Annotated in this window: 21 protein-coding genes; 16 read left to right on the plus strand and 5 right to left on the minus strand. The window is 61.0% G+C overall.

Annotated elements, in window-relative coordinates:
• Nucleotides 1-42: 42 nt before the first annotated feature.
• Together C4J94_RS23085 and C4J94_RS23090 are read left to right on the plus strand one after the other, a co-directional pair.
• The gene (locus tag C4J94_RS23085; RefSeq protein ID WP_124388214.1) at nt 43-387 is read left to right on the plus strand and encodes a pentapeptide repeat-containing protein; all 345 of its coding nucleotides are present in this window, start codon (nt 43-45) and stop codon (nt 385-387) included.
• A 197-nt stretch (nt 388-584) separates the two neighbouring features.
• Nucleotides 585-857 carry a TfoX/Sxy family protein gene (locus C4J94_RS23090; RefSeq protein WP_124388215.1) on the plus strand — a complete coding sequence of 91 codons (273 nt, stop codon included), beginning with the start codon at nt 585-587 and terminating at the stop codon, nt 855-857.
• Between the two features lie 222 nt (nt 858-1,079).
• On the opposite strand, the gene C4J94_RS23095 is transcribed toward C4J94_RS23090, so the two are convergent.
• Genes C4J94_RS23095 through C4J94_RS23105 form a run of 3 tightly spaced genes read right to left on the minus strand, consistent with a single transcriptional unit; the run spans nt 1,080 to nt 3,759 of the window.
• Entirely contained in the window at nt 1,080-1,847 is a 768-nt protein-coding gene (locus C4J94_RS23095) for a heme ABC transporter ATP-binding protein (protein WP_124388216.1), read from the minus strand.
• The gene (locus C4J94_RS23100) at nt 1,847-2,830 is read right to left on the minus strand and encodes an iron ABC transporter permease (RefSeq protein WP_164485623.1); all 984 of its coding nucleotides are present in this window, start codon (nt 2,828-2,830) and stop codon (nt 1,847-1,849) included. Before C4J94_RS23100 ends, C4J94_RS23095 begins: the two co-directional genes overlap by 1 nt.
• A 50-nt stretch (nt 2,831-2,880) precedes the next feature.
• The gene (locus tag C4J94_RS23105; RefSeq protein WP_124388218.1) at nt 2,881-3,759 is read right to left on the minus strand and encodes a hemin ABC transporter substrate-binding protein; all 879 of its coding nucleotides are present in this window, start codon (nt 3,757-3,759) and stop codon (nt 2,881-2,883) included.
• A 155-nt stretch (nt 3,760-3,914) separates the two neighbouring features.
• Between C4J94_RS23105 and C4J94_RS23110 the strand changes: the two genes are divergently transcribed.
• Complete coding sequence (locus C4J94_RS23110; protein WP_124388219.1) at nt 3,915-4,232, plus strand: Rieske 2Fe-2S domain-containing protein; 318 nt, start codon at nt 3,915-3,917, stop codon at nt 4,230-4,232.
• On the opposite strand, the gene sfsA is transcribed toward C4J94_RS23110, so the two are convergent.
• Together sfsA and C4J94_RS23120 are read right to left on the minus strand one after the other, a co-directional pair.
• The gene (gene sfsA, locus C4J94_RS23115; protein WP_124388220.1) at nt 4,229-4,942 is read right to left on the minus strand and encodes a DNA/RNA nuclease SfsA; all 714 of its coding nucleotides are present in this window, start codon (nt 4,940-4,942) and stop codon (nt 4,229-4,231) included. The two genes, C4J94_RS23110 and sfsA, sit on opposite strands and share 4 nt — an antisense overlap.
• Nucleotides 4,942-6,114 (minus strand): pyridoxal phosphate-dependent aminotransferase, encoded by a 1,173-nt coding sequence (locus tag C4J94_RS23120; RefSeq protein ID WP_124388221.1) that lies wholly within the window; start codon nt 6,112-6,114, stop codon nt 4,942-4,944. The genes sfsA and C4J94_RS23120 overlap by 1 nt, the downstream gene beginning before the upstream one ends.
• Before the next feature lie 318 nt (nt 6,115-6,432).
• On the opposite strand from C4J94_RS23120, the gene dksA reads away from it, so the two are divergent.
• The 13 genes from dksA (at nt 6,433) to C4J94_RS23185 (ending at nt 25,105) form a co-directional block, all read left to right on the plus strand.
• Complete coding sequence (gene dksA, locus C4J94_RS23125) at nt 6,433-6,876, plus strand: RNA polymerase-binding protein DksA (RefSeq protein WP_003194150.1); 444 nt, start codon at nt 6,433-6,435, stop codon at nt 6,874-6,876.
• 84 nt (nt 6,877-6,960) lie between these two features.
• Nucleotides 6,961-7,848 carry a tRNA glutamyl-Q(34) synthetase GluQRS gene (gene gluQRS, locus C4J94_RS23130; protein ID WP_124388222.1) on the plus strand — a complete coding sequence of 296 codons (888 nt, stop codon included), beginning with the start codon at nt 6,961-6,963 and terminating at the stop codon, nt 7,846-7,848.
• A 62-nt stretch (nt 7,849-7,910) separates the two neighbouring features.
• Nucleotides 7,911-8,087: a hypothetical protein gene (locus C4J94_RS23135; RefSeq protein ID WP_003176118.1), complete on the plus strand. Its 177-nt coding sequence runs from the start codon at nt 7,911-7,913 to the stop codon at nt 8,085-8,087.
• On the plus strand, nt 8,071-11,025 hold the full coding sequence (locus C4J94_RS23140) for a sensor histidine kinase (RefSeq protein ID WP_164485598.1): 2,955 nt from the start codon (nt 8,071-8,073) through the stop codon (nt 11,023-11,025). The genes C4J94_RS23135 and C4J94_RS23140 overlap by 17 nt, the downstream gene beginning before the upstream one ends.
• 22 nt (nt 11,026-11,047) lie before the next feature.
• Nucleotides 11,048-12,478 carry a sigma-54 dependent transcriptional regulator gene (locus tag C4J94_RS23145; RefSeq protein WP_124388224.1) on the plus strand — a complete coding sequence of 477 codons (1,431 nt, stop codon included), beginning with the start codon at nt 11,048-11,050 and terminating at the stop codon, nt 12,476-12,478.
• Between the two features lie 706 nt (nt 12,479-13,184).
• A complete protein-coding gene (locus C4J94_RS23150; protein ID WP_124388225.1) occupies nt 13,185-14,588 on the plus strand; it encodes a polynucleotide adenylyltransferase PcnB in 1,404 nt (467 codons plus the stop codon).
• A 2-nt stretch (nt 14,589-14,590) separates the two neighbouring features.
• Nucleotides 14,591-15,073: a 2-amino-4-hydroxy-6-hydroxymethyldihydropteridine diphosphokinase gene (folK, locus tag C4J94_RS23155; RefSeq protein ID WP_124388226.1), complete on the plus strand. Its 483-nt coding sequence runs from the start codon at nt 14,591-14,593 to the stop codon at nt 15,071-15,073.
• A 322-nt stretch (nt 15,074-15,395) separates the two neighbouring features.
• Nucleotides 15,396-16,196 carry a 3-methyl-2-oxobutanoate hydroxymethyltransferase gene (gene panB, locus C4J94_RS23160; RefSeq protein ID WP_124388227.1) on the plus strand — a complete coding sequence of 267 codons (801 nt, stop codon included), beginning with the start codon at nt 15,396-15,398 and terminating at the stop codon, nt 16,194-16,196.
• On the plus strand, nt 16,193-17,044 hold the full coding sequence (panC, locus tag C4J94_RS23165; protein ID WP_124388228.1) for a pantoate--beta-alanine ligase: 852 nt from the start codon (nt 16,193-16,195) through the stop codon (nt 17,042-17,044). The genes panB and panC overlap by 4 nt, the downstream gene beginning before the upstream one ends.
• Before the next feature lie 226 nt (nt 17,045-17,270).
• Nucleotides 17,271-18,935 (plus strand): glucose-6-phosphate isomerase, encoded by a 1,665-nt coding sequence (gene pgi, locus C4J94_RS23170; protein WP_124388229.1) that lies wholly within the window; start codon nt 17,271-17,273, stop codon nt 18,933-18,935.
• 104 nt (nt 18,936-19,039) lie between these two features.
• Nucleotides 19,040-20,977 (plus strand): acetate--CoA ligase, encoded by a 1,938-nt coding sequence (acs, locus tag C4J94_RS23175; RefSeq protein WP_124388230.1) that lies wholly within the window; start codon nt 19,040-19,042, stop codon nt 20,975-20,977.
• Nucleotides 20,978-21,067: 90 nt separating this feature from the next.
• Nucleotides 21,068-22,084, plus strand: a complete 1,017-nt coding sequence (locus C4J94_RS23180) for a class I SAM-dependent rRNA methyltransferase (RefSeq protein ID WP_124388231.1) — start codon at nt 21,068-21,070, stop codon at nt 22,082-22,084.
• A gap of 87 nt (nt 22,085-22,171) precedes the next feature.
• On the plus strand, nt 22,172-25,105 hold the full coding sequence (locus C4J94_RS23185) for a DUF748 domain-containing protein (protein WP_124388232.1): 2,934 nt from the start codon (nt 22,172-22,174) through the stop codon (nt 25,103-25,105).
• Nucleotides 25,106-25,318: the final 213 nt, after the last annotated feature.

Consider the following 25,318-nt stretch of genomic DNA (forward strand, 5'->3'; position numbering starts at 1 on the left):
GGCACTATAATGGCGTCATAATTCCAACAGGAGTCGCCTGTCATGAGTCAGCCCAAGCTTCTTGATACCCCGCTCTACGCGCTCCTGCACAAAGACGACATTCGGGGCTTCAATCAGCAGCGCCCCGAAAACGGCGTGATCGACATGCGCGGCGGTGACTTCCGCGGCCTGGACTTGCGTGAGCTGAACGCTGCGGGTATCGACTTTACCGACGCCTACTTCCGCTCCACCGACCTGCGTGGGCTGGATTTACGCGATTGCTCATTGGAAGGTGCCAGCCTGGCTCATGCGCAGATTTCCGGTACGTACTTCTCACCCGACCTGACGGCTGACGAGATCCTGATGTCGGTGAATTTCGGTACCCGCCTGCGTTACCGCACCAAATAACCCCGAAACCGCCTGCTCCCGGCTGCGCATCAAGCCTGCCGGGCGCTTTCCCCTGCCTGACATGCAGCGCCATTCTTATAAGCTTTTGAGTAGTTCCAAACCAAAGAATCACGCTTTTCCTACTGAGCGCTACACTCATTTTCAGGCTTGCTGGTCACGATACCCACCGCACCATTCGGCCGTCGCAAGGAGGCTTGATGAACGATGAGCTGCAACACCTGAAAAATCTTGGCAAGACCTCGGCGCAGTGGTTGCATGCGGCGGGCATCCACAGTGCGTCCGACCTGCGCCGGCTGGGAGCGGTCGATGCTTACCGGGCCGTGCGCACGCGCGGGTTCCGGGCATCGAAAGTGTTGCTGTATGCGATTGAAGGCGCATTGATGGATGTGCACTGGAACGATATTCCTACGGAGCGCAAGGAGGCGCTGAACCGTCAGTTGGATGCGCTTTCGACGCGCCAGAAGATTTAGAGCCAGCGATCAAACCTAGGCGTTTTTGACAAAAATACACAGAGGGATAAAACAGTAGTTGACTCTCAAATGAGAATCGTTATGATTACCACAACTGGTCGCGAGATCAGCCGATAACTGAAAGACCATTGGTTCGGACTCTCAGATTATCTCCTCATCAGGCTAATCACGGTTATTTGACCCGGCTCTTGCCGGGTCTTTTTTTGCCTGTGAAAACTGAATTCAACGCGCGATGATCAAGGGGTGCCCCCGCTCCGGATGCGACTGCACCAGCACATCCAGACCAAACACTGCCTTGAGCGGCTCGGGTTGCAGCACTCGCTTCGGCGTATCCAGAGCATGAGGGCGTCCATTTTCCAGCAACAGGATACGGTCACAGTAACGCGCAGCCAGGTTCAGGTCATGGAGGATCACCAACACCGCTGCGCCACGATCGGCAAAGCTGCGGATCGCCTGCAAGGTCGTATGCTGATGTAACGGGTCGAGCATTGACGTCGGCTCATCCAGCAACAGCGTCTGCCCTGCTTCGCCCGGCCATAATTGCGCCAAGACGCGGGCCAGGTGCACCCGCTGGCGCTCGCCGCCCGACAAAGCCAGGTAACTGCGACCACTCAGGTGCCCGATATCCGCTGCGTGCAGTGCCGCGCTGATGATTTCTTCATCGCGCACTCGCCCGGTCTGATGGGGCAAACGCCCCATGCCGACCACCTCCTCGACACGGAAAGCGAAGTCCAGCGTCGAACTCTGCGGCAGTACCGCCAGGCGCCGGGCGCGCTGCGCTCCGCTCAGATGCTTGAGCTCGTGCTGATCCAGCCAGACCGTGCCCTGATCGGGGGTCAATTCGCCGCACAGCGCACTCAGCAAGGTACTTTTGCCTGCACCATTGGGCCCCAGTACACCCAACACTTCGCCCGGCAGCAGTTTCAGGCTGATATCCGCCAATACGGTCTTGCCCCCGCGGCGGATCTGCAACGCTTCCACCCGCAGCATCAGGCGCGCCCTCGCAGCAACAGATACAGAAAAAACGGCGCGCCGATAAACGCGGTAACAATACCGATCGGCAGTTCCGCCGGCGCCAGCGCCAAGCGCGCCACCAGGTCCGCAAACAGCAGCAAGCTCGCGCCCGCCAGCACCGACGCAGGCAACAGCACACGGTGATCAGGCCCTGCGAGCAACCGCACCAGGTGCGGCACCACCAACCCGACAAAGCCGATCATGCCCGCTGCAGCCACGGCCGCGCCAACGCCCAACGCCGTACAGAACACCAACTCACGCTTGAGCCTTTCCACATCAATGCCCAGATGGCTGGCCTCGGATTCACCCAGCAGCAGCGCATTCAAGGCCTTCGCTCGGCGCGGCAACCACAGCGCCACACCCGCACTCACCAGCAGCAGCGGCCATAACCGCGAGTAGCTGGCGCCATTGAGACTGCCCAGGTTCCAGAACGTCAGGGTACGCAAGGTGGCATCGTCCGCCAGGTAGGTAAACAGCCCCACCGCAGAACCGGCGAGGGCCGTCAGCGCAATGCCGGCAAGCAGCATCGTCGCGACGTTGGTCTGGCCATTGCGCCGCCCCAATCGGTAGACCAGCGCCGTGACGCCCAGCCCTCCCAGAAACGCACAAATCGACAATAGATAGGGCCCAAATGCATCCGGCAGCCCGCCAAAAAACGAGCCCCCGACGATTGCCACCGCAGCGCCCAACGCCGCGCCACTGGACACGCCCACCAAGCCAGGGTCGGCCAGCGGGTTGCGGAACAATCCCTGCATCGCCACGCCCGACAACGCGAGCACACCCCCCACGGCCAGGCCCAGCAGCGTGCGTGGTAAACGGATCTGCCCCAGGATCAGTTCGGCCTGCTCGAGCCCCAGGGGCTCAATCGGCACGCCCATCAATCGCAACGCCGCCCTGAGGGTGTCGAACAACGGCAGGCTGACCGGCCCCAGGGCCAATGAAAGCCAGACCGCCAGCAGACATAACAGCGCCAGCCCGATAAACAGGGTTTTCGGTTTAACCAACGTCGTCATGGGGCGGGTTCAGCCTGTGCCGGATAAAACACGGCGGACAACCGCACCAGGCTCTGCGGCAAGCGCGGCCCGAGCCCGCCCACCAGCAGCGTCGGATCCAACTCGATCACCCGGCCGTGTTTGGCCGCTGGCGTGGAAGCGAGGATAGGGTTTTCCTTGAACAGCGCCGCACGGGCCGCTTCACCGCTGAGCGCCCGATCGGCAAATACCAGCACATCAGGACTCAACCCGGCCAGCGATTCCACCGAGAACGGTTTGTAACCGGTATGAGTCGCCAGGTTATGCCCGCCGGCCTGTTGCAGTATCCAATCGGCGGCAGTATCCCTACCGGCGATCAACGGTTTGCCGCCAGCGTGCCCGAGCAACAGCAACACACCGGGGGCTTTTTGCGTCAACCGGGCCTTGGCCACCGTGGTTTTCTGCTGATCCAACGTTTGTTCATAGCCGCGAAACAATTCGCCGGCCGTGGCTTCGTTGCCCAGCAGCTTGCCCAAGTGCAGCAGGTTGGCTTTCAGGCTGGGTAAATCGGGCTGCGCCGAGAACATCTCTACCTGCACCCCCGCGCCACGGATTTGCGCCAGCACCGGCGGTGGGCCCATCTCTTCGGTGCCCACCAGCACCTCTGGGCGAAGGCTGAGAATGCCTTCGGCCGACAACTGGCGCTGATAACCGATACTGGGCAATGCCTTGAGCGATGCAGGATGCTGGCTGGTGGTGTCCACGCCCACCAGCTTCGACTCACCTCCCAATGCCGTCACCCATTCCGATAACGCGCCACCGGCGCTCACCCAGCGTTGCGGCAGGTCCAGGGCTTGGGCCGCATGGCTGACCAGCAGTCCGGCAACAAGCGCAATAACACTGGCACTCAGGCGCATAACAGGGTTTCCTTCCAAGGCAGGGCCATTCAAGTACTCACCAATGTGACAGATAACCCCTACCCGGCATCGTAATGAGCACCCGATCAGCTGACGGGCGAAGCGGGCATTTGATAATTGTTTGCATTTGCACGTCAAGGCACTTAAGGATTGATATGAAGTTTCTCTGCCCCTCCGCGGCCCTTGCGCCCGACAGCAGCCTCGGTTTTGATATCGACGGCTGCAAACTGTTGGCCGTGCGGCGCGCTGGCGTTGCCTACTTCTATATCAACCGCTGCCCCCATCGTGGCATCCCGCTGGAATGGCAGCCGGACAGCTTCCTCGATTCCAGCGCCAGCCTGATCCAATGCGCCACCCATGGCGCGCTGTTCCTGATCGAAAGCGGCGAATGCATCGCCGGCCCCTGCGCAGGCCAAAGCCTCACCGCCCTGCCCGGCCGCGAGGACGAACACGGCCTGTGGGTTGAACTCTAGTTGCCCAGCAGCACCTTCAATGCACGTTCGACACAGATTTCTTCAGGCGTGACGCGCACACCGTACGCCAGCACCTCGACACCCGCGGCCTTGGCCTCGCGCAACGCGGCGGCATAACCCGCGTCGATCTCCACCGCCGGACGCACCGCGTCAATTCCCGACAAATTGACGCAATACAACTGCACGGCCCGAACACCTTCGCGCGCCAGGTGCGCCAACTCCCGCAGGTGCTTGGCACCGCGCTGGGTCACCGCATCCGGGAAAGCCGCCACAGAGCTGCCATCAAAGCCCAAAGTGACACTTTTGACTTCAACAAACGCGGCCCCATCGGGGTACTCCAGGCGAAAATCGATCCGGCTGTTTTCCTGACCGTAAGGCACTTCGCGTTTCAGCGCGGTAAAGCCGTTGAGCTCAGTGATCACCCCGGCGCGCAATGCTTCCTCGACCAACTGATTAGCGCGTGCCGTGTTGACGCACGCCAGCCGGCCCTGGGGCGTTTCGGCGATTTCCCAGGTGCCAGGCAATTTACGCTTGGGGTCGGTGGAACGGCTGAACCACACCTGGCCACCCTCCACCATGCAGTTGAGCATCGAACCGGTGTTCGGGCAGTGAATGGTGAGCAACTCGCCGGTAAGGGTTTGGATATCGGTGAGAAAGCGCTTGTAGCGGCGGATCAGCCGACCTTCTTCGAGGGGAGGATGAAAACGCATCAGCCTTGCCAGCTCTGCAAGCCACGGGCAATTCGCTCAACCGCTTCTTGTAGCCGATCAAGGTTTTGCGTGTAGGCAAAACGCACGTGATGCCCCGCCTGATAACGACCAAAATCCAGCCCCGGGGTGAAGGCCACATGTTCGGTTTCCAGGAAATGGCCGCAGAACGCGAAGGCATCACCGCCAAACGCGCTGATATCCGCATACAGATAGAACGCGCCTTCCGGCTCCACGGCGATGCCAAACCCCAACTCCCGCAGGGCCGGCAGCAGGAAGTCACGGCGCCGGCCAAATTCGGCGCGGCGCTCTTCCAGAATACTCAGGGTTTGCGGGGTAAAACAGGCCAGGGCCGCATGCTGGGCCATGCTAGGCGCACTGATGTAGAGGTTTTGCGCCAACTTCTCCAATTCACCGACTGCTTCGGGTGGCGCCACCAGCCAGCCCAGGCGCCAGCCGGTCATGCCGAAATACTTCGAAAAACTATTCAGAACAAATGCATCGTCGTCGACCTCCAGCACGCTGGCGGCGTCGGTGCCGTAGGTCAACCCGTGATAGATCTCGTCAACCACTAGGTGACCATCGCGCGCCTTGATGGCATTCGACAGCCCGCCCAATTCGTCCCGGGTGAGGATCGTCCCGGTAGGGTTGGCCGGAGAGGCAACCAGCGCACCGACGCTGTCCTGGTTCCAGTGTTGAGCCACCAGGTCGGCGGTCAATTGGTAGCGCTGCTGCGGGCCAACCGGCACCAACTGCGCCGCGCCTTCGACCAGGCGCAGAAAATGCCGGTTGCAGGGGTAGCCTGGGTCCGCCAGCAGCCAGTGCTTGCCCGGATCCACCAGCAGGCTGCTGGCCAACAGCAACGCGCCGGAGCCACCGGGCGTGACCAGAATGCGCTGCGGATCTATGTTCAACCCGTAGCGCTGCTGGTAGAAACCGCTGATCGCCTCGCGTAATTCGGGCAGCCCACGGGCGGCGGTGTAGCGGGTCTTGCCATTGGCCAACGCGGCCTGGCCTGCCTGGATGATCGGTTCGGCGGTGGTGAAATCCGGCTCGCCGATTTCCAAGTGGATCACATCGTGGCCGGCTGACTGCAGCTCATTGGCGCGCGCCAGCAATGCCATGACATGAAAAGGTTCGATGGCGCGACTGCGCGCACTGTAGGGCTGAGCCATTAGCCTTCCTTAGACGGTGAGGACAAATCCGGATTCTACCGAACCCCCGCGTTAAAACATGCTCTATTGCCTATCCAGCCCACTTTACGGGCCGGGCAAGCGCCGGTAAAACGACTAAAATCAACATTCCAGACAGGACATAGCCAGCCACGACGGGGCGCAGTAGTTTACAACCCCGGCGCGACAGGCTCGACAACCGGGAGTGGCGCACCCCGAATCTATCTGGTAAGTTCGCCCGCTTGCAGCCGCAGGGCCGGCAGGTGTCGGTGACGTTGCAATCCTGCGCAATGGATTAGAAGAGTGAGAGGCGGTCTATTCATGTCCACCCAAGCAAAGCAACAGCAGACTCAAGGCCTCGGCGGCTTCGAACCCTATGTGGAAAAAAAGGGCGAGGAGTACATGGGCGAGCCCATGCGCGAGCACTTCACCAAAATCCTGAACAAGTGGAAACAGGATTTGATGCAGGAGGTCGACCGCACGGTTGACCATATGAAGGACGAAGCAGCCAACTTCCCCGACCCGGCCGACCGTGCCAGCCAGGAAGAAGAGTTCGCCCTCGAACTGCGCGCCCGCGACCGCGAGCGCAAGTTGATCAAGAAGATCGACAAGACCCTGCAACTGATCAAAGACGAAGAATACGGCTGGTGCGAATCCTGCGGCGTCGAGATCGGTATTCGTCGCCTGGAAGCCCGCCCAACCGCGGACCTCTGCGTAGACTGCAAGACCTTGGCTGAAATCAAGGAAAAACAGGTCGGCAAGTAATAGCGGCTGAGCTGAACGAATGGGGCGTGCGAACGCCCCATTTTTGTTGCTGGCGTTTACCCGTTTTCCAGTAGTATCCGGCCCATGACTGCCTCTACCTATATCGGGCGCTTCGCCCCCACGCCCAGCGGCCACCTGCACTTCGGTTCCCTGGTCGCCGCCCTCGCGTCCTACCTCGACGCCCGCGCCAATCAAGGCCGCTGGCTGATGCGCATGGAAGACCTCGACCCACCCCGTGAAGAACCCGGCGCCCAGGCGGCAATCCTGCATGCCCTGGAAAGCTACGGCTTTGAATGGGATGGCGAACTGGTTCGGCAAAGCGAGCGACACGAGGCCTACGCCAAGGTATTGAACGAGCTGTTCAACCACGGCCTGGCCTACGCCTGCACCTGCTCGCGCAAACAGCTGGAACCCTACAACGGGATTTACCCCGGACTGTGCCGCAATGCCGGCCATGAGCAGCAGGATGCCGCCATCCGTCTGCGCGTGCCCGAGCTTGAGTATCATTTTACCGACCGTGTTCAGGGCCAGTTCCGACAGCATCTGGGGCGCGATTCAGGCGACTTCGTCATCCGCCGCCGCGATGGCCTGTACGCCTATCAACTGGCCGTGGTCCTGGATGACGCCTGGCAGGGCGTTACCGACATCGTACGCGGTGCCGACCTGCTCGACTCTACGCCACGCCAGCTTTACCTGCAGGAATTACTGGGCCTGCGCCAGCCGCGCTACCTGCATGTGCCGCTGATCGTCCAGCCGGACGGTAACAAACTGGGCAAGTCGTACCGCTCGCCACCGCTGACGGCGGACCAGGCCACACCGTTATTGCTCAGAGCGCTGCGCGCCCTCGGCCAGCCGGCCGGGGACGAGCTGCTTTACGCAAGCCCCAGGGAACTGCTGGACTGGGGCACCCGGCAGTGGGATGCCACACTGATCCCTCGCACACTCACGCTGGCCGAAGCGCAATTGAACTGAAGGCGCTTGCAGCTTCCCAGCCATCCGTTACCATCGCCGCAATTCTTCAATCAGAGGCCAACATGTACATCTATCGATTGGTCCTGCTGCTGGTCGTCGGGATCTACCTGTTTTCCCCCGCCATCATGGACTGGTGGATCGATGCCACGGGCGCCTGGTACCGCCCTTACCTGCTCTGGCTGATCCTGATCGTCGTGACTTTCATTCTGCAGAGCCAAAAAGATGCCGATGAGCTTTAGCCTCACCCAGATGCTGCTGATCAGCGCCGCCTACCTGGCTGCGCTGTTCGGCGTCGCCTGGATCAGTGAGCGCGGAATGATTCCGCGGGCGATCATTCGCCATCCCTTGACCTACACCTTGTCCCTGGGCGTGTACGCCAGCGCCTGGGCGTTCTACGGTACGGTGGGCCTGGCCTATCAATACGGCTATGGTTTCCTGTCCAGCTACCTGGGGGTGTCCGGCGCGTTCCTGCTGGCGCCGGTGTTGCTGTACCCCATCCTGAAAATCACCCGTACCTACCAGCTGTCGTCGCTGGCAGACCTGTTTGCCTTCCGCTTTCGCAGCACCTGGGCCGGCGCGCTCACCACGATTTTCATGTTGATCGGCGTGCTGCCGTTGCTGGCCCTGCAGATCCAGGCAGTGGCCGACTCCATCAGCATTCTCACCCGTGAGCCCGTGCAACATCGCGTGGCTCTGGCCTTCTGCGCCTTGATCAGCCTGTTCACCATTTTCTTTGGCTCACGCCATATCGCCACCCGGGAAAAACACCAGGGCCTGGTGTTTGCGATTGCCTTTGAATCGGTGATCAAGCTCGTGGCCATTGGCGGCGTTGGCCTTTACGCGCTCTACGGCGTGTTCGACGGCCCGCAGCAGTTGGAATTGTGGCTGCTGCAAAACCAGACCGCCCTCGCCGCCTTGCACACGCCGTTGCAGGAAGGCCCCTGGCGTACGCTGCTGCTGGTGTTCTTCGCCTCGGCGATTGTAATGCCGCACATGTACCACATGACCTTCACCGAAAACCTCAACCCGCGCTCATTGGTCAGCGCCAGCTGGGGCTTGCCACTGTTCCTGCTGTTGATGAGCCTGGCAGTGCCGCTGATTCTCTGGGCCGGCCTGAAACTGGGGGCAACCACCAACCCTGAGTACTTCACCCTCGGCATCGGCATCGCCGCCAACAGCCCGGCCCTGGCGCTGCTGGCGTATGTCGGCGGTTTGTCGGCGGCCAGTGGTTTGATCATTGTCACCACATTGGCACTTTCCGGGATGGCGCTTAACCACCTGGTGCTGCCGCTGTACCAACCGCCCGCCGAAGGCAACATCTACCGCTGGCTGAAATGGACACGCCGCGCGCTGATCGTCGCGATCATCATGGCCGGCTATGCCTTTTACCTGTTGCTGGGTGCCGGGCAGGACCTGGCCAACCTGGGCATCGTGGCCTTTGTCGCCACCCTGCAGTTCCTGCCGGGCGTGCTGTCGGTACTGTACTGGCCAACCGCCAATCGCCGCGGCTTTATTGCCGGTTTGCTGGCGGGCGTACTGGTGTGGCTGGTGACCATGCTGCTACCGCTGGTCGGCAACCTGCAGGGCTTCTACATACCGCTGCTGAACATGATCTACGTGCTGGACGACACCAGCTGGCACATGGCCGCAATCGCCTCGCTGGCCGCCAACGTGCTGATGTTCACCCTGATCTCGCTGTTCACCAACGCCAGCCCCGAAGAAACCAGCGCCGCCGAGGCCTGCGCGGTAGATAACGTGCGCCGCCCGCAACGCCGCGAGCTGCATGCAGCCTCGCCCCAGGAATTCGCCACGCAACTGGCCAAGCCACTGGGTGCCAAGGCCGCACAAAAGGAAGTGGAGCAGGCCCTGCGCGATCTGTACCTGCCGTTCGACGAGCGCCGCCCCTATGCCCTGCGGCGCTTGCGTGACCGTATCGAAGCCAACTTGTCAGGGTTGATGGGCCCCAGCGTGTCCCAGGACATGGTGGAAACCTTCCTGCCCTACAAGGCCGGCGGCGAAAACTACGTGACCGAAGACATTCACTTCATCGAAAGCCGGCTGGAGGACTATCACTCACGCCTCACCGGCCTTGCCGCCGAGCTCGACGCCCTGCGCCGCTACCACCGCCAGACCCTGCAAGAACTGCCGATGGGCGTGTGTTCCCTGGCCAAGGACCAGGAAATCCTGATGTGGAACAAGGCCATGGAGGAGCTGACCGGCATCGCCGCACAACGCGTGGTGGGCTCTCGTCTCAATACCCTGGGCGACCCGTGGAAGGAACTGCTGCAAGGCTTTATCAACCTGCCCGACGAGCATTTGCACAAGCAACACCTGGCCCTCGACGGCCAGACCCGCTGGCTCAACCTGCACAAGGCCGCGATTGACGAGCCCCTGGCCCCTGGCAACAGCGGCCTGGTGTTACTGGTGGAGGACCTGACCGACACCCAGATGCTCGAAGACAAGCTGGTGCACTCCGAGCGCCTGGCCAGCATTGGTCGCCTGGCCGCCGGCGTGGCTCACGAGATCGGTAACCCGATCACCGGTATCGCCTGCCTGGCGCAGAACCTGCGCGAGGAGCGCGAGGAGGACGGCGAAATCACCGAGATCAGCGGGCAGATCCTCGAGCAGACCAAGCGCGTGTCTCGCATCGTGCAGTCGCTGATGAGCTTTGCCCACTCCGGCGCCCATCAGCATCAGGACGAAGCGGTATGCCTGGCCGAAGTGGCGCAGGATGCCATTGGGCTGTTGGCCTTGAACCGGCGCAATTTCGAAGTACAGTTCTTTAACCTGTGCGATCCGGACCATTGGGTCGATGGCGACTCACAACGCCTGGCGCAGGTGCTGATCAACCTGCTGTCCAACGCCCGCGATGCGTCCCCGCCGCACAGTGCGGTACGCGTCAAGAGCGAGGCTTTCGAGCACACGGTCGACCTGATCGTGGAAGACGAAGGCAGCGGCATTCCACAGAACATCATGGACCGATTGTTCGAACCTTTCTTCACCACCAAGGACCCGGGTGAAGGTACCGGTCTGGGCCTTGCACTGGTCTATTCCATCGTTGAAGAGCATTATGGACAAATCACCATCGACAGCCCGGCTGACACCGAAAGCCAACGCGGCACCCGTATCCGGGTGACCTTGCCGCGTCATGTCGAAGCGACGTCCGCTGTGAACTGAGACCGTCGAGAGAATTGAATCAATGCCGCACATTTTGATCGTCGAAGACGAAACCATTATCCGCTCTGCCTTGCGTCGCCTGCTTGAACGTAATCAGTACCAGGTCAGCGAAGCCGGCTCGGTGCAGGAAGCACAGGAGCGGTTCAGCATTCCCACGTTCGACCTGATCGTCAGCGACCTGCGGTTGCCGGGCGCACCGGGTACCGAGCTGATCAAGCTGGGCCAGGGCACTCCGGTGCTGATCATGACCAGCTACGCCAGCCTGCGCTCGGCCGTGGACTCGATGAAGATGGGCGCGGTGGACTATATCGCCAAGCCTTTCGACCATGACGAGATGCTTCAGGCCGTGGCCCGCATCCTGCGTGACCGCCAGTCGGCCAGCAGTGCGCCAGCCGAGCCGCGTCCAGCAGGAAAAGCCGCCGACAAACCGGGCGTCGACAACAGCAACGGCGAGATCGGCATCATCGGCTCCTGCCCGCCGATGCAGGACCTTTACAGCAAGATCCGCAAAGTGGCACCCACCGACTCCAATGTGTTGATCCAGGGCGAGTCGGGCACCGGCAAGGAGCTGGTGGCCCGCGCCCTGCACAACCTGTCCAAGCGCGCCAAGGCACCGATGATCTCGGTGAACTGCGCGGCGATCCCCGAGTCCCTGATCGAATCCGAATTGTTTGGTCACGAAAAAGGCGCGTTCACCGGTGCCAGCGCCGGGCGTGCGGGCCTGGTCGAAGCCGCCGACGGCGGCACCTTGTTCCTCGACGAGATCGGCGAGTTGCCCCTGGAAGCACAGGCGCGCCTGCTGCGGGTGCTGCAGGAAGGTGAAATTCGCCGGGTCGGTTCGGTGCAATCGCAAAAGGTCGATGTGCGCCTGATCGCAGCGACGCACCGCGACCTCAAGAGCTTGGCCAAGATCGGCCAGTTCCGCGAAGACTTGTATTACCGCTTGCACGTGATTGCGCTCAAGCTGCCAGCCCTGCGGGAGCGTGGCGCCGACGTCAACGAAATCGCCAATGCGTTCCTGCTGCGCCAGAGCGCGCGCATCAACCGTACCGACCTGAAGTTCGCCCCGGACGCGGAGCAAGCAATCCGGCATTACTCGTGGCCGGGCAACGTGCGGGAACTGGAGAACGCGGTCGAGCGTGCGGTCATCCTGTCAGAAAGCCCGGAAATATCCGCCGAGCTGCTGGGCATCGATATCGAGCTCAGCGACCTGGACGACGACGACTTCATCGGCCTGTCGCCGCAACAGGGTACTGGTAGCAACACCAGCCATGAGCCAACGGAGGACTTGTCCCTGGAAGACTACTTCCAGCATTTCGTCCTCGAGCACCAGGACCACATGACCGAGACCGAACTGGCACGCAAGCTGGGCGTAAGCCGCAAGTGCCTGTGGGAACGCCGCCAGCGCCTGGGCATTCCACGGCGCAAGACCGGTGTCGCCAGCGAGAGTTGAGGGCCCGCGCCACAGGTAACACCTGCTTATGTGAAAAAACTGTTACCGCGGACATTGCGCGTAACAAAAGCCGGGGCTTACGGTAACGAAGCCCCGGCTTTTTTTCGTCCGTCAAAAGCCGAGAATCGCCTTGGACCCCTGATTTTGCTGGGCGGCGCAAAAGTTGGCACGCACCCTGCTATATGCTTAGTACAAAAACAATAACAAGCTTTGTACAAGACAATAAAAATAAGACGAATCGACTCACGCATAACAAAAACAACACGGCGGAGGCGCAGCTAACTGATTCTTTTGGAGAGGCGTTGCATTGGGGCTTGCCCCGCAACCAGGCCGAGAACAACAAAAACTGCCCTAAGGCAGAGCCTGAACTGGTTGGATCGTAGATCAGCAACACAGCGACCAAAGCAATCCGTTTGCTCTTGACTCCCGATTGGGAGTGTCATGAAGGTGAAGCTTCATGGCGAGGGCGATCAACAAAAACAAGAAGCCCGAAACCCATAATAAAAATAGAGCACGCAACTACTTCTGGGGGAGCTTCGGCTCCCCTTGTAGTTTCCGATAGATTCCTCTGGATTGCCCTTCAAACGCTTATGGCGCAACGCCTGCAGCTTGTTCCTACACCATCCCCTGACTAAATGCTAGAATCCCGGCCCATCATGCGGTCATTCTTCGTTATGGCCGAACATTCCTTCAAACAGTGCATCCCATGCTGAAGAAGTTGTTCCAGTCATTCCGTTCTCCCTTGCGTCGTACGCAACACATTCGCAGCACGCCTGAAGTGCTTAACAGCAATCAGCATTCATTGCAGCGCGCTCAGTTCAGCCGTTATGCCGTGAACATCGTCGAACGTTTGCAGAACGCCGGTTACCAGGCCTACCTGGTGGGCGGCTGCGTACGTGACATGCTGCTCAATATCACGCCGAAGGATTTCGACGTCGCCACCAGCGCCACGCCTGAACAGGTGCGTGCCGAATTCCGCAATGCGCGGATCATCGGCCGTCGCTTCAAGCTGGTGCATATCCATTTCGGGCGCGAAATCATCGAAGTCGCGACGTTCCGCGCCGGTCATCCGCAGAACGATGAAGAGGAAGACACCAATCAGTCTTCCCGCAACGAAAGCGGGCGCATCCTGCGTGACAATGTCTACGGCACGCTGGAAGAAGACGCGCAACGCCGCGACTTCACCATCAACGCCCTCTATTACGATCCGGTCAGCGAGCGCATCCTCGATTACGCCAACGGCGTACACGATATCCGCAACAACCTGATCCGCCTGATCGGCGACCCGACGCAGCGCTACCAGGAAGACCCGGTGCGCATGCTGCGCGCCGTGCGGTTCGCCGCCAAGCTCAACTTCGGTATCGAAAAACATACGGCCGCACCGATTCGCGAGCTGGCACCGATGCTGCGGGAAATCCCGTCGGCACGCTTGTTTGAAGAAGTGCTCAAGCTGTTCCTGTCGGGCTACGCCGCCGACACCTTTGAAATGCTCGTCGACCTGCAGTTGTTCGATCCACTGTTCCCGGCCAGCGCCGAGGCGTTGGAACACAACCCGACGTACACCCACACCCTGATCAGCGAAGCGTTGATCAACACAGACTTGCGCATCAAGCAGAACAAGCCGGTCACCCCGGCGTTCCTGTTTGCCGCCCTGCTGTGGCCGGCCCTGCCTAAACGCGTACTGCGCCTGCAGGACCGTGGCATGCCGCCGATCCCTGCCATGCAGGAAGCCGCCCACGAGTTGATCACCGAGCAGTGCCAGCGCATCGCCATTCCGAAGCGCTTCACCCTGCCGATCCGCGAAATCTGGGACATGCAAGAGCGCCTGCCGCGCCGCAGCGGCAAACGCGCCGACCTGTTGCTGGAGAACCCGCGTTTCCGCGCCGGCTACGACTTCCTGTTGCTGCGCGAAAGCGCCGGCGAGCAGACCGACGGCCTGGGTGAATGGTGGACCGACTATCAGGACGCCAATGACAGCCAGCGCCGCGAGATGATTCGTGAACTCGGCAGCAAAGGCGACAGCACCGGTGAAGGGCCGAAGAAGCGCCGCCGCAGTACCAGCAAGCGCAAGCGCAGCGCCGCCGATGCCTCGGGCGCAACGGGCGAATAAACGTGGAACGTATCTACATCGGCATGGGCAGCAACCTGGCTGCCCCGGCGCAGCAACTGCGCAGCGCTATCGACGCCTTAGCGCACCTGCCCGGCACTGCACTCGCCGGTGTATCCGCTTTCTACCAAAGCGACTCCCTGCTTCCCGGCCAACCGCGTTACACCAACGCGGTTGCAGCCCTGGACGGCACCCTCGCGCCGCTGGCCCTGCTCGATGCGCTGCAAACCATCGAAAACGACCAGGGCCGCGAGCGCGTTGAGCGCTGGGGGCCACGTACCCTCGATCTGGATATTCTGTTATTCGGTGATCGGCCGATTGATGAGCCGCGCCTCAAGGTGCCGCATTATCAGATGCACCTGCGGGCGTTCGTGCTTTATCCATTGGCTGAGTTGGTGCCTGCCGATTTTCAGTTGCCTGATGGCCAAACGCTGAGTGAACTGCTGGCAGCCTGCCCATTCGTCGGCCTGGAACGCCTACCTCTGTAGGAGCGAGCTTGCTCGCGAAAATCGTCAACGATCACTCGCCCAGCCTGATTAAACGCAGTGCCTGTGGGTTCTTCGCGAGCAAGCTCGCTCCTACAATCGCGTTAGTAACAGCGGTAACACCGCCATCGTAACAATGCGGTAACACATCCAATTGACTTCCCGTGTCCTCCTCACGACTATAGGCGTCCCGCTGCCGCCAACCCGGCGCTAAAGGGCGCAATCCAGGCCTTATAAGCACTGCTCTCAAGACGGTGCGCCTGTATAAACGAAGACTCACGCGCGTTACTCGCTGTTTCCAAGCGCCTGAACGAGGACCCTTTTCATGCCAGACATTACCCTGACCACCTTGCAGAGCCTCAAGCTCAAGGGTGAAAAAATCACCATGCTGACCTGCTATGACGCTACCTTCGCCCACGCCAGTTGCCAGGCCGGGGTCGAGGTGTTGCTGGTAGGCGACTCCCTGGGCATGGTTCTTCAAGGGAATGACAGCACGCTACCCGTCACCACCGACGAGCTCGCGTACCACACCGCCAGCGTCAAGCGTGGCAACGACGGTGCATTTATCATCGCCGACCTGCCGTTCATGGGGTATGCCACGCTCGAACAGACCTTCCAGAACGCCGGCAAACTGATGCAGGCGGGCGCGCACATGATCAAGGTCGAAGGTGCCGTCTGGCTCGCCGAGTCGATCCGTCTGCTGGCTGAGCGCGGCGTACCGGTCTGTGCGCACATGGGCCTGACCCCGCAGTCGGTCAACCTTCTGGGCGGCTATAAGGTGCAGGGCCGCAATGAAGCCCAGGCACGCCAGATGCGCGCTGATGCCATTGCCCTGGAGCAAGCTGGCGCCGCGATGATTCTACTGGAGTGCGTACCCAGTGAACTGGCCGCCGAAATCACCCAGGCCGTCAAGGTACCCGTGATCGGCATCGGTGCCGGCTCCGCCACCGATGGCCAGGTGTTGGTGCTGCACGACATGCTCGGCCTGTCGATCAGCGGCCACGTGCCCAAGTTCGTGAAAAACTTCATGGCTGGTCAGCCCAGCATTCACGCCGCGCTGAGCGCTTACGTCAGCGAAGTCAAGGCTGTGACCTTCCCTGGCACTGAACACGGATTCTCTGCATGAACACCGTTAAAACCCTACGCGAACTGCGCGCCGCCGTGACCCACGCGCGCAGCGCCGGCAAGCGCATCGGCTTTGTGCCGACCATGGGCAACCTGCACAATGGCCACGCCACCCTGGTGAGCAAGGCGGCGCAGCAATCGGATTTCGTGGTGACGAGCATTTTTGTCAACCCGCTGCAATTCGGCGTCGGCGAAGACCTGGACAAATACCCGCGCACCCTCGCCGCCGACCAGGAGATGCTGTTGCAAGCCGGCTGCAACCTGCTGTTTGCGCCAACGGTCGAGGAAATGTATCCCGACGGCATGACCGGACAAACCCGCGTCAGCGTGCCTCAGCTGTCCGAAGGCCTGTGTGGGGCCAGCCGTCCCGGGCATTTCGAAGGCGTCGCCACGGTGGTCAGCAAGCTGTTCAACATGGTGCAGCCGGATATGGCCGTCTTTGGCCAAAAGGATTATCAGCAACTGGCGGTGATCCGCGCCATGGTGCATGACCTGAACATGCCGATCCAGATCATCGGCGAACCGACCGTACGCGCAGCCGATGGCCTGGCGCTGTCATCGCGCAACGGTTACCTCACCCAAGAGCAACGCGCGATTGCGCCCGTGCTGTACCGCAGCCTCAGCCAGATCGCCGCCGCCATCAAAAACGGTGAGCATGATTTTGCCAGGCTGCGCGCCGAGCACATCCAGCAGATCGAAGCCGCTGGCTTGCGCATGGATTACCTGGAAGTGCGCCAGGGCGTGCACCTTCGCCCAGCCACGCCAGAAGATCGGGACATTGTGATCCTGGTCGCCGCCTATCTGGGCGCGACTCGCCTGATCGACAATCTGCATTTGAACCTCGACTGACCCCTCCTGACACCTCGCCGATTGCCCTGAACGCTGTGCCGGTATAAAAAAGTACCGGCTACAGCGCAGACAAAGCCAAGACATATCGACACGCTAGGTTTAATGTAATCGCCCTGCGCGTATGGTTAGCGCTGTCTGGAACCCGTGGCCAGTGAAAAGACTGGATGTTCCGGATTTCGAAGTGTCCTAAAAGGCAGTCCCCGTAATAAAAAGGAAACCCGCAGCGATGGCGTACTACCGCACCCCTCATGACGTTACCGCGCTGCCCGCCTGGCAAGCGCTCAATCAACATCGCCAAGCCATGCAGGATTTCAGCATGCGCGAGGCGTTCAATGCCGACCCCCAGCGTTTCTCAGAATTCACCCTGAGCAGCTGCGGGCTTTTCCTCGACTACTCGAAAAACCTGATCACCCGCGAAACCCGCGACCTGCTGGTGGGCCTGGCCAACGAGGTCGGTCTTAAAGATGCGATCAACTCGCTGTATGCCGGCGAGCCAGTCAACTCTTCCGAAGGCCGCCCGGCGCTGCATACCGCCCTGCGCCGCCCGGTCGGTGACAAGTTGTCGGTCAACGGCGTGAACATCATGCCGGACGTGCACAAGGTGCTGAACCAGATCACTGACCTGGTCGGCCGCATTCACGATGGCCTGTGGCGTGGCTACACCGAGAAGCCGATCACCGACGTGGTGAACATCGGTATCGGTGGTTCGTTCCTCGGCCCGGAGCTGGTCTCCGAAGCGTTGTTGTCCTACGCCCACAAAGGCGTGCGCTGCCATTACCTGGCGAACATCGACGGCAGCGAGTTCCACGAGCTGACCATGAAGCTGCGCGCCGAGACCACCCTGTTCATCGTCTCGTCCAAATCCTTCAATACCCTCGAAACCCTGAAGAATGCCCAGGCCGCCCGCGCCTGGTACCTGGCGCAGGGCGGTTCGGAAGCCGAGCTCTACCGCCACTTCATCGCCGTGTCGAGCAACAACGCAGCGGCCGTGGCGTTCGGTATCCGCGAAGAAAACATCTTCCCGATGTGGGACTGGGTGGGCGGGCGTTACTCGCTGTGGTCCGCGATTGGCTTGCCGATTGCGCTGGCGATAGGTATGTCCAACTTCAAGGAACTGCTGTCCGGTGCCTACACCATGGACCAGCATTTCCAGAACGCTCCATTCGAAGCCAACATGCCGGTGCTGCTGGGCTTGCTGGGCGTGTGGTACGGCAACTTCTGGGGTTCGCAGAGCCACGCGATCCTGCCGTACGACCACTACCTGCGTAACATCACCAAACATTTGCAGCAGTTGGACATGGAATCCAACGGCAAGAGCGTGCGCCAGGACGGCACGCCGGTCGCCACCGACACCGGCCCGGTCATCTGGGGCGGCGTGGGCTGCAACGGGCAACATGCTTATCACCAGTTGCTGCACCAAGGCACCCAAATGATCCCGGCCGACTTCATCGTGCCGATCGTGAGTTTCAACCCGGTGTCCGACCACCATCAGTGGCTGTACGCCAACTGCCTGTCCCAGAGCCAGGCACTGATGCTCGGTAAGACTCGCGCAGAAGCAGAAGCCGAGCTGCGCGAAAAAGGCATCCCTGAGGCCGAGGTGCAGAAACTGGCGCCCCACAAGGTGATCCCGGGCAACCGCCCGAGCAACACCCTCGTGGTCGAGCGCATCAGCCCACGTCGTCTGGGTGCGTTGGTCGCCATGTATGAACACAAGGTGTTCGTGCAAAGCGTTATCTGGGGCATCAACGCCTTCGACCAATGGGGTGTGGAGCTGGGCAAGGAGCTGGGCAAAGGCGTCTACAACCGCCTGACCGGCGCCGAAGAAACCTCGGCCGAGGATGCTTCGACCCAGGGCCTGATCAACTACTTCCGCGGTCGTCACCGCGGCTGATCCAGGTATGGCAAGGCCAATGTCCGTTCGGACATTGGCCTTGAACCCTCCCACCTCAGGGTGCATCTTTATAACTTGTCGCAAAACAAGAATAAGGAGCGCTCATGTTCGATATCAGCCAATTCCCTATCGCCGATGCCGTCCGTCGGGCTGCGCAACTCAGTCAAGCGGACTATCAGCGCCTCTATCGCCAATCCCTCGAACAGCCGGACACCTTCTGGGCCGACCAGGCCAAGGGCTTCCTCGATTGGATAACGCCTTGGCACACCGTTCATAGCGCCGACATCAGCACGGGTGCCGCGCAATGGTTTGCCGGTGGCCAGCTCAACGTCAGCTACAACTGCATCGACCGCCATTTGGCACAGCGTGCCGATCAGCCGGCCTTCATCTGGGAGGGCGATGATCCGACAAAATCCTCCACCATTACTTACCGTCAACTTCATCAACACGTCAGCCGCCTGGCCAACGTGCTGAAGAGCCGTGGCGTAAGCAAAGGCGACCGGGTGTGCATCTACATGCCGATGATCCCGGAAGCGGCCTACGCCATGCTGGCCTGCACACGCATCGGCGCGGTGCACTCGGTGGTGTTTGGCGGGTTCTCGCCCGACGCCCTGCGCGACCGCATACTGGACGCCGACTGTCGCACGGTCATCACCGCCGACGAAGGCATACGCGGTGGCAAGTCGGTAGCACTGAAGCACAACGTGGATAAGGCACTGGCCAGTTGCCCGAACGTCAGCACCGTACTGGTAGTACAACGCACCGGCGCAAGCGTGAACTGGAGCGAAGGCCGCGACCTCAACTATCAACAAGCCGTGGATGCCGCGAGCGACGACTGCCCGCCCGAACCAATGGACGCCGAGGCCCCGCTGTTCATTCTCTATACCTCCGGCAGCACAGGCAAACCCAAGGGCGTGTTGCACAGCACTGGCGGGTATCTGCTGCAAGCGGCGATGACCTTCAAGTACGTGCTGGACTACCAGGAGGGCGAGGTGTTCTGGTGCACCGCCGATGTGGGCTGGGTCACCGGCCACAGCTACATCGTCTATGGCCCGCTGGCCAATGGGGCGACATCGTTGATGTTCGAGGGCGTGCCGAGCTACCCGGACAGCTCGCGCTTCTGGCAGGTCATCGATAAACATCAGGTGAATATTTTCTACACCGCGCCCACCGCATTGCGCGCCTTGATGCGTGAAGGCCATGCCCCACTGCAGAGCACTTCCCGCGCCAGCTTGCGCCTGCTGGGCAGTGTCGGTGAGCCGATCAACCCAGAGGCGTGGGACTGGTACTTCAACGCGGTCGGCGAACAGCGCTGCCCGATTGTCGATACCTGGTGGCAGACCGAAACCGGCGGCATCATGCTCAGCCCGCTGGCCAGCGCCCAGCGCATCAAGCCAGGTTGCGCCACCCAGCCGATGTTCGGCGTGCAACCGGTGTTGCTGGACGAACAAGGCCAGGAAATCAGCGGCGCCGGCAGTGGCGTGCTGGCGATCAAAGCCAGCTGGCCGGGGCAGATTCGCAGCGTCTACGGCGATCCGCAGCGCATGATCGACACCTATTTCAAACCCTACCCCGGCTACTACTTCACGGGCGATGGCGCGCGGCGCGATGAGGACGGCGATTACTGGATCACCGGGCGGATCGACGACGTCATCAACGTATCCGGCCATCGCATCGGTACGGCCGAAGTCGAAAGCGCGTTGGTCCTGCATGACCAGGTCGCCGAAGCCGCAGTAGTCGGCTACCCCCACGACGTCAAAGGCCAGGGCATCTATGCCTTCGCCACGCCAATGAACGGCGTCGAACCCAGCGATGCACTGAAAAAGCACCTGCTGGAATTGGTCAGCAAGGAAATCGGCAGCTTCGCCAAGCCGGAGTTGATCCAGTGGGCACCCGCCCTGCCGAAAACCCGTTCCGGCAAGATTATGCGCAGGATTCTGCGCAAGATCGCCTGCAACGAGCTGGACAGCCTGGGCGACACCTCGACGCTGGCCGACCCGAGCGTCGTGGACGGCTTGATCGAGGAACGCCTGAACCGATAGCCTCGAAATAACCCCCGGCCTGTTCAGGCCGGGGCTGTTAAACTGCGCGACCGCAATTGTCCTCATTTACCTGCAAGCAAGGCGCGCTCCATGACTCCCTTGAACCAGGCGCTGCGCGCCGCCCTCGATCATCGCCAAGACCTGATCAGTGAACTGCATGCCCAAGGTACCGATTGCTACCGGCTGTTCCATGGCAGCCAGGAAGGCGCCGGCGGCCTGACGATCGATCGCTACGGCCCGCAATTATTGGTGCAAAGCTTCCACCAATCCCTGGAGCGCGCTGATCTGTTGGACCTGCACCAACTGATCAACCACTACATGGGCCTGGAGTTGCTGCTGGTCTACAACGACCGCTCCCGTGGCAATTCGCGGATCGACCGTGAAGACACCGTCTACCGCGCCGAGCCTGCCGCACTGGAGGACCTGGTCGGTCACGAATGGGGCCTCAGCTACCGTGTCCGCGGGCGCCATGCGGGGCAGGATCCACTGCTGTTCCTCGACCTGCGCAACACCCGCGGCTGGGTCAAGGCGCACAGCGCCGGTAAAAGCGTGCTGAACTTGTTCGCCTACACCTGTGGTGTCGGCTTGAGCGCAGCGGCCGGTGGCGCGCGCGAAGTCTGCAACCTGGACTTTGCCGAGGGGAACCTGGCGGTCGGTCGCGAGAACGGCCTGCTCAACCCGCAGTTGCCGACCATGGAATTCGTACAGTCCGATTACTTTCCAGCCATTCGCCAACTGGCCGGCCTCGCGATCACTCAGCGCCGTGGCCAGAAACTGCCCAGCTACCCGCGCCTGGAACAGCGCCAGTATGACCTGGTGGTGCTCGACCCTCCCGCCTGGGCCAAAAGCGCCTTCGGCACCGTCGACCTGTTGCGCGACTACCAAAGCCTGCTCAAGCCGGCACTGTTGGCAACCGCCGAGAATGGCGTACTCATTTGCTGCAACAACCTGGCGAAAGTGAGCATGGATGACTGGCGCGAACAGGTGCTGCGTTGCGCGGAAAAAGCCGGTCGCCCGGTACGCGATTGGCAGGTTATGGCACCGGGAGCGGACTTTCCATCGAAAGACCAGCAACCTCCACTGAAGACCCTGATGCTGCAATTGTAGGAAGCTTCCCAAGCCCCGCTGTTCTTCGGAACCGAAATCACGTGCCATACTCCAAGGCACTCTCGTTCGACATAGATGGCGTCACCCATGCCCAAAGGATTGATCCGCGCCCTAGGCGCCTTGTTGACCGCCCTTGCGTTGTACAGCTTGCTGGGCTTCCTGATTCTGCCCGGCATTGCCCTTCGCATTGCCAACCAGCAGTTGGCCAATTACGCGACGGTGCCGGCACGCATCGAGCGTATCGAACTCAACCCGTTCAGCCTGGAGCTGACGCTATGGGGCCTGAAAATTGGTGACCCGGGCAAAGAACAGCTGGGTTTCGCGCGCCTCTATGCCAACCTGCAGATCGACAGCCTGTGGACCCGCGCCCTGCACCTGGCCGATGTGCAACTGGAACAACCCAAGACCGAATTGCTCTTCGACAAATCCGGCCAATTGAACCTGGCGCAGCTATTCAAATTGCCTGCGAGCGAGCCAACCCCGACCAATCCCGACGCCAAGCCCTTCCCGCTGCGTATCGACAGCATCAAGCTGGCGGGCGGCTATGTGCACTTCGAGGACCTGCGCCCCAGCGAACCCATCGAATTTCTCTACGACAAACTCGACTTCGAGCTGAAAAACCTCAGCACCTTGCCCGAAGATAACGCCGACATGACCTTGGTGGCCGCTGGCCCCGCAGGCGGGCAGATCGACTGGAAAGGCAATTTCAGCCTGGTGCCGATCACCTCCCAAGGCTCACTGAAAGTCACCGACGGCAAAATGAAAGCCTGGTGGCCGTATGTGCGCGACGCCTTGCCGCTGGTGCTTGAGGACGGTGTGCTCAATTTCAGCACCGATTACACCTTCAGCCTGGCCAAAGAGACCGAACTGAACCTGACCAACACCGCTGCCAGCATCGCGCCCTTTGCGATCAAGGCGCCGGATGGCCGGCCATTGGCACGCCTGGAACGCCTGGATGTCAGCGAGACCACGGTAGACCTGGCCAAGCAGAAGGTAGTGATCGGCAAGATCCGCAGCAACAAACTGGAAACCTGGGCGGCCCGTGAAGCCGACGGGCAGCTCGACTGGCAGAAGCTGTTCGCCAGCCAACCGAACAAACCGGCCAAGCCGCCGGAGCCCGCCTCTGCGCCCGCCACCGCCGATTCGCCTGAAGCGAAACCGGCCGTGCCGAACAAACCCTGGCAAGTGCTGCTCAAGGACGTGCAACTGCGCAACTATCAGGTGCACCTGGCCGACCGTCAGGCCAAGCCAGCAGTAGCACTGGAGCTGGGCCCGTTGAACGTCGACGTGCAGAATTTCGACAGCCTCAACCAGAGCCCTTTTACCTTGAAGGTCGATACCGGCCTGGGCAAGCAAGGCAAGATTCAGGCAACCGGCGAGGTCAACCTCAACCCGGTCAGCGCCAAGCTGAAAGTGAACACCCAGGACATCGACCTGCGCGTCGCCCAATCCTATATCAGCCCGTTCATCCGCCTGGAACTGCGCAGCGGCATGCTGGGCAGCAACCTGGATGTCAACCTTAAAGGCACCGAGCCGCTGGCCCTTCAGGTCACCGGCCGCGCGCAGGTGGACCAGTTGCATACGCTCGACACCCTCAAGTCGCGCGATTTCCTCAAGTGGCAGCGCCTGGTGCTCGAAGGCGTCAACTACCAGCATGGCGACAGCCTGTCGATCGACAAGGTCAACCTGCTGCAACCCTATGCGCGCTTCATGATCAACGACGACCGCACCACCAACATTGACGATCTGCTGATTCCACAGCCCGCCGACAACGGTGCCAAGTCTTCTGCCAAGCCGGCAGCGAGCAAAGACAAGCCGCTGGGTATCCGCATCGGCCAGATCGCGATCAACGACGGCTCGGCCAATTTTGCCGACTTCAGCCTCACGCCCAATTTCGCCACTGCGATTCAACAGCTCAACGGGCAGATCGGCACCATCGACAGTCGCCAGGCCAAGCCGGCCAGCGTCGACATCAAGGGCAAGGTGGACCGCTACGCGCCGGTGACCATCAAGGGCAGCGTGAACCCGTTCGACCCGATGGCGGCGCTGGACATCGCGACCAGCTTCAAACGTGTCGAGTTGACCACCCTGACGCCGTACTCGGGCAAATTCGCGGGTTTTCGCATCCGCAAAGGTCGCTTGAACCTGGACTTGCATTACATGATCACCAAAGGCCAGTTGAAGGCTGAGAACAAGGTGGTGGTCGAGCAATTGCAACTGGGTGAGAAAGTCGACAGCGCCGATGCCGTGGACTTGCCGATTCGCCTGGCGGTTGCCCTGCTCAAGGACAGCGACGGCAAGATTTCCATCGAGCTGCCGGTGACCGGGGACCTGAACAACCCGCAGTTCAGCGTGATGCCGATTGTGTGGCAAACCCTGCGTAACCTGGTGGTGCGTGCCGCGACGGCGCCCTTCAAGTTTATTGGCGGGCTGGTCACTGGCGGGGGTTCAGAAGACCTGGGTAACGTATCGTTCGCAGCCGGCTCTAGTGAATTGAATAAAGACGCCGAGGGTGCCCTTAACACGCTCGCCAAGGCACTCAAGGAACGCCCTGCCCTGCGCCTGGAAATCGAGGGCACCGCCGCAGCCAGCAGTGACGGTCCATTCCTGGCTGCGCAACGGCTTGAGCGTGAATACCAGTACAACTACTACAAGATCCTGCAACGTCGCGGCGATAAAGTCCCGGCTCAGGCATCACTGCTTGTCGTGCCCGAGAAGGAAAAGGCGCCGTTGCTGGAAGGCATCTACCGCACCCGTCTGAAGCAACAGCCACCGGCCGAGTGGAAAGACTTGGGCAACGATGAACGCACCGCCAAGCTCAAGGATGGCGTGATCAAGTTCTGGAGTGGCAGCGACGTGCTTCTGCGCCAACTGGGTCAAGACCGAGCCAGTACCATCAAGGACTATCTGGTGGATAAGGCTCAGTTGGAGGACGACCGCGTGTACTTCATTGATGCGCAGTTGGGGCAGGCTGAGAAGGATGGTCGAGTCGTTACGCCGATGCACTTGGATGCCGAGTAACCCCATGTGGGAGGGGGCTTGCTCCCGATAGCGGTAGGTCAGTCAATGATGTGTCGACTATTACACCGCTATCGGGGGCAAGCCCCCTCCCACATTTGTAATTGCTTGCCTGGCCGGCAAATTATGGCGCCCAAATAGAACAGGCCCCGACACAAGTGCCGGGGCCTGTAATGACCACATCCGTGTGGTCGGTCGCATGAACTCCAGAGGTGC

It is taken from the genome of Pseudomonas sp. R5-89-07 (assembly GCF_003851685.1).
Classification (GTDB): Bacteria; Pseudomonadota; Gammaproteobacteria; order Pseudomonadales; family Pseudomonadaceae; genus Aquipseudomonas.

Excerpts from the sequence above, each read along its gene's own strand:
- C4J94_RS23085 (WP_124388214.1), top strand. The coding sequence starts at position 43 with ATGAGTCAGCCCAAGCTTCTTGATACCCCGCTCTACGCGCTCCTGCAC.
- C4J94_RS23090 (WP_124388215.1), top strand. The coding sequence starts at position 585 with ATGAACGATGAGCTGCAACACCTGAAAAATCTTGGCAAGACCTCGGCG.
- C4J94_RS23095 (WP_124388216.1), bottom strand. The coding sequence starts at position 1,847 with ATGCTGCGGGTGGAAGCGTTGCAGATCCGCCGCGGGGGCAAGACCGTA.
- C4J94_RS23105 (WP_124388218.1), bottom strand. The coding sequence starts at position 3,759 with ATGCGCCTGAGTGCCAGTGTTATTGCGCTTGTTGCCGGACTGCTGGTC.
- C4J94_RS23110 (WP_124388219.1), top strand. The coding sequence starts at position 3,915 with ATGAAGTTTCTCTGCCCCTCCGCGGCCCTTGCGCCCGACAGCAGCCTC.
- sfsA (WP_124388220.1), bottom strand. The coding sequence starts at position 4,942 with ATGCGTTTTCATCCTCCCCTCGAAGAAGGTCGGCTGATCCGCCGCTAC.
- C4J94_RS23120 (WP_124388221.1), bottom strand. The coding sequence starts at position 6,114 with ATGGCTCAGCCCTACAGTGCGCGCAGTCGCGCCATCGAACCTTTTCAT.
- dksA (WP_003194150.1), top strand. The coding sequence starts at position 6,433 with ATGTCCACCCAAGCAAAGCAACAGCAGACTCAAGGCCTCGGCGGCTTC.
- gluQRS (WP_124388222.1), top strand. The coding sequence starts at position 6,961 with ATGACTGCCTCTACCTATATCGGGCGCTTCGCCCCCACGCCCAGCGGC.
- C4J94_RS23135 (WP_003176118.1), top strand. The coding sequence starts at position 7,911 with ATGTACATCTATCGATTGGTCCTGCTGCTGGTCGTCGGGATCTACCTG.
- C4J94_RS23140 (WP_164485598.1), top strand. The coding sequence starts at position 8,071 with ATGCCGATGAGCTTTAGCCTCACCCAGATGCTGCTGATCAGCGCCGCC.
- C4J94_RS23145 (WP_124388224.1), top strand. The coding sequence starts at position 11,048 with ATGCCGCACATTTTGATCGTCGAAGACGAAACCATTATCCGCTCTGCC.
- C4J94_RS23150 (WP_124388225.1), top strand. The coding sequence starts at position 13,185 with ATGCTGAAGAAGTTGTTCCAGTCATTCCGTTCTCCCTTGCGTCGTACG.
- panB (WP_124388227.1), top strand. The coding sequence starts at position 15,396 with ATGCCAGACATTACCCTGACCACCTTGCAGAGCCTCAAGCTCAAGGGT.
- panC (WP_124388228.1), top strand. The coding sequence starts at position 16,193 with ATGAACACCGTTAAAACCCTACGCGAACTGCGCGCCGCCGTGACCCAC.
- pgi (WP_124388229.1), top strand. The coding sequence starts at position 17,271 with ATGGCGTACTACCGCACCCCTCATGACGTTACCGCGCTGCCCGCCTGG.
- acs (WP_124388230.1), top strand. The coding sequence starts at position 19,040 with ATGTTCGATATCAGCCAATTCCCTATCGCCGATGCCGTCCGTCGGGCT.
- C4J94_RS23180 (WP_124388231.1), top strand. The coding sequence starts at position 21,068 with ATGACTCCCTTGAACCAGGCGCTGCGCGCCGCCCTCGATCATCGCCAA.
- C4J94_RS23185 (WP_124388232.1), top strand. The coding sequence starts at position 22,172 with ATGCCCAAAGGATTGATCCGCGCCCTAGGCGCCTTGTTGACCGCCCTT.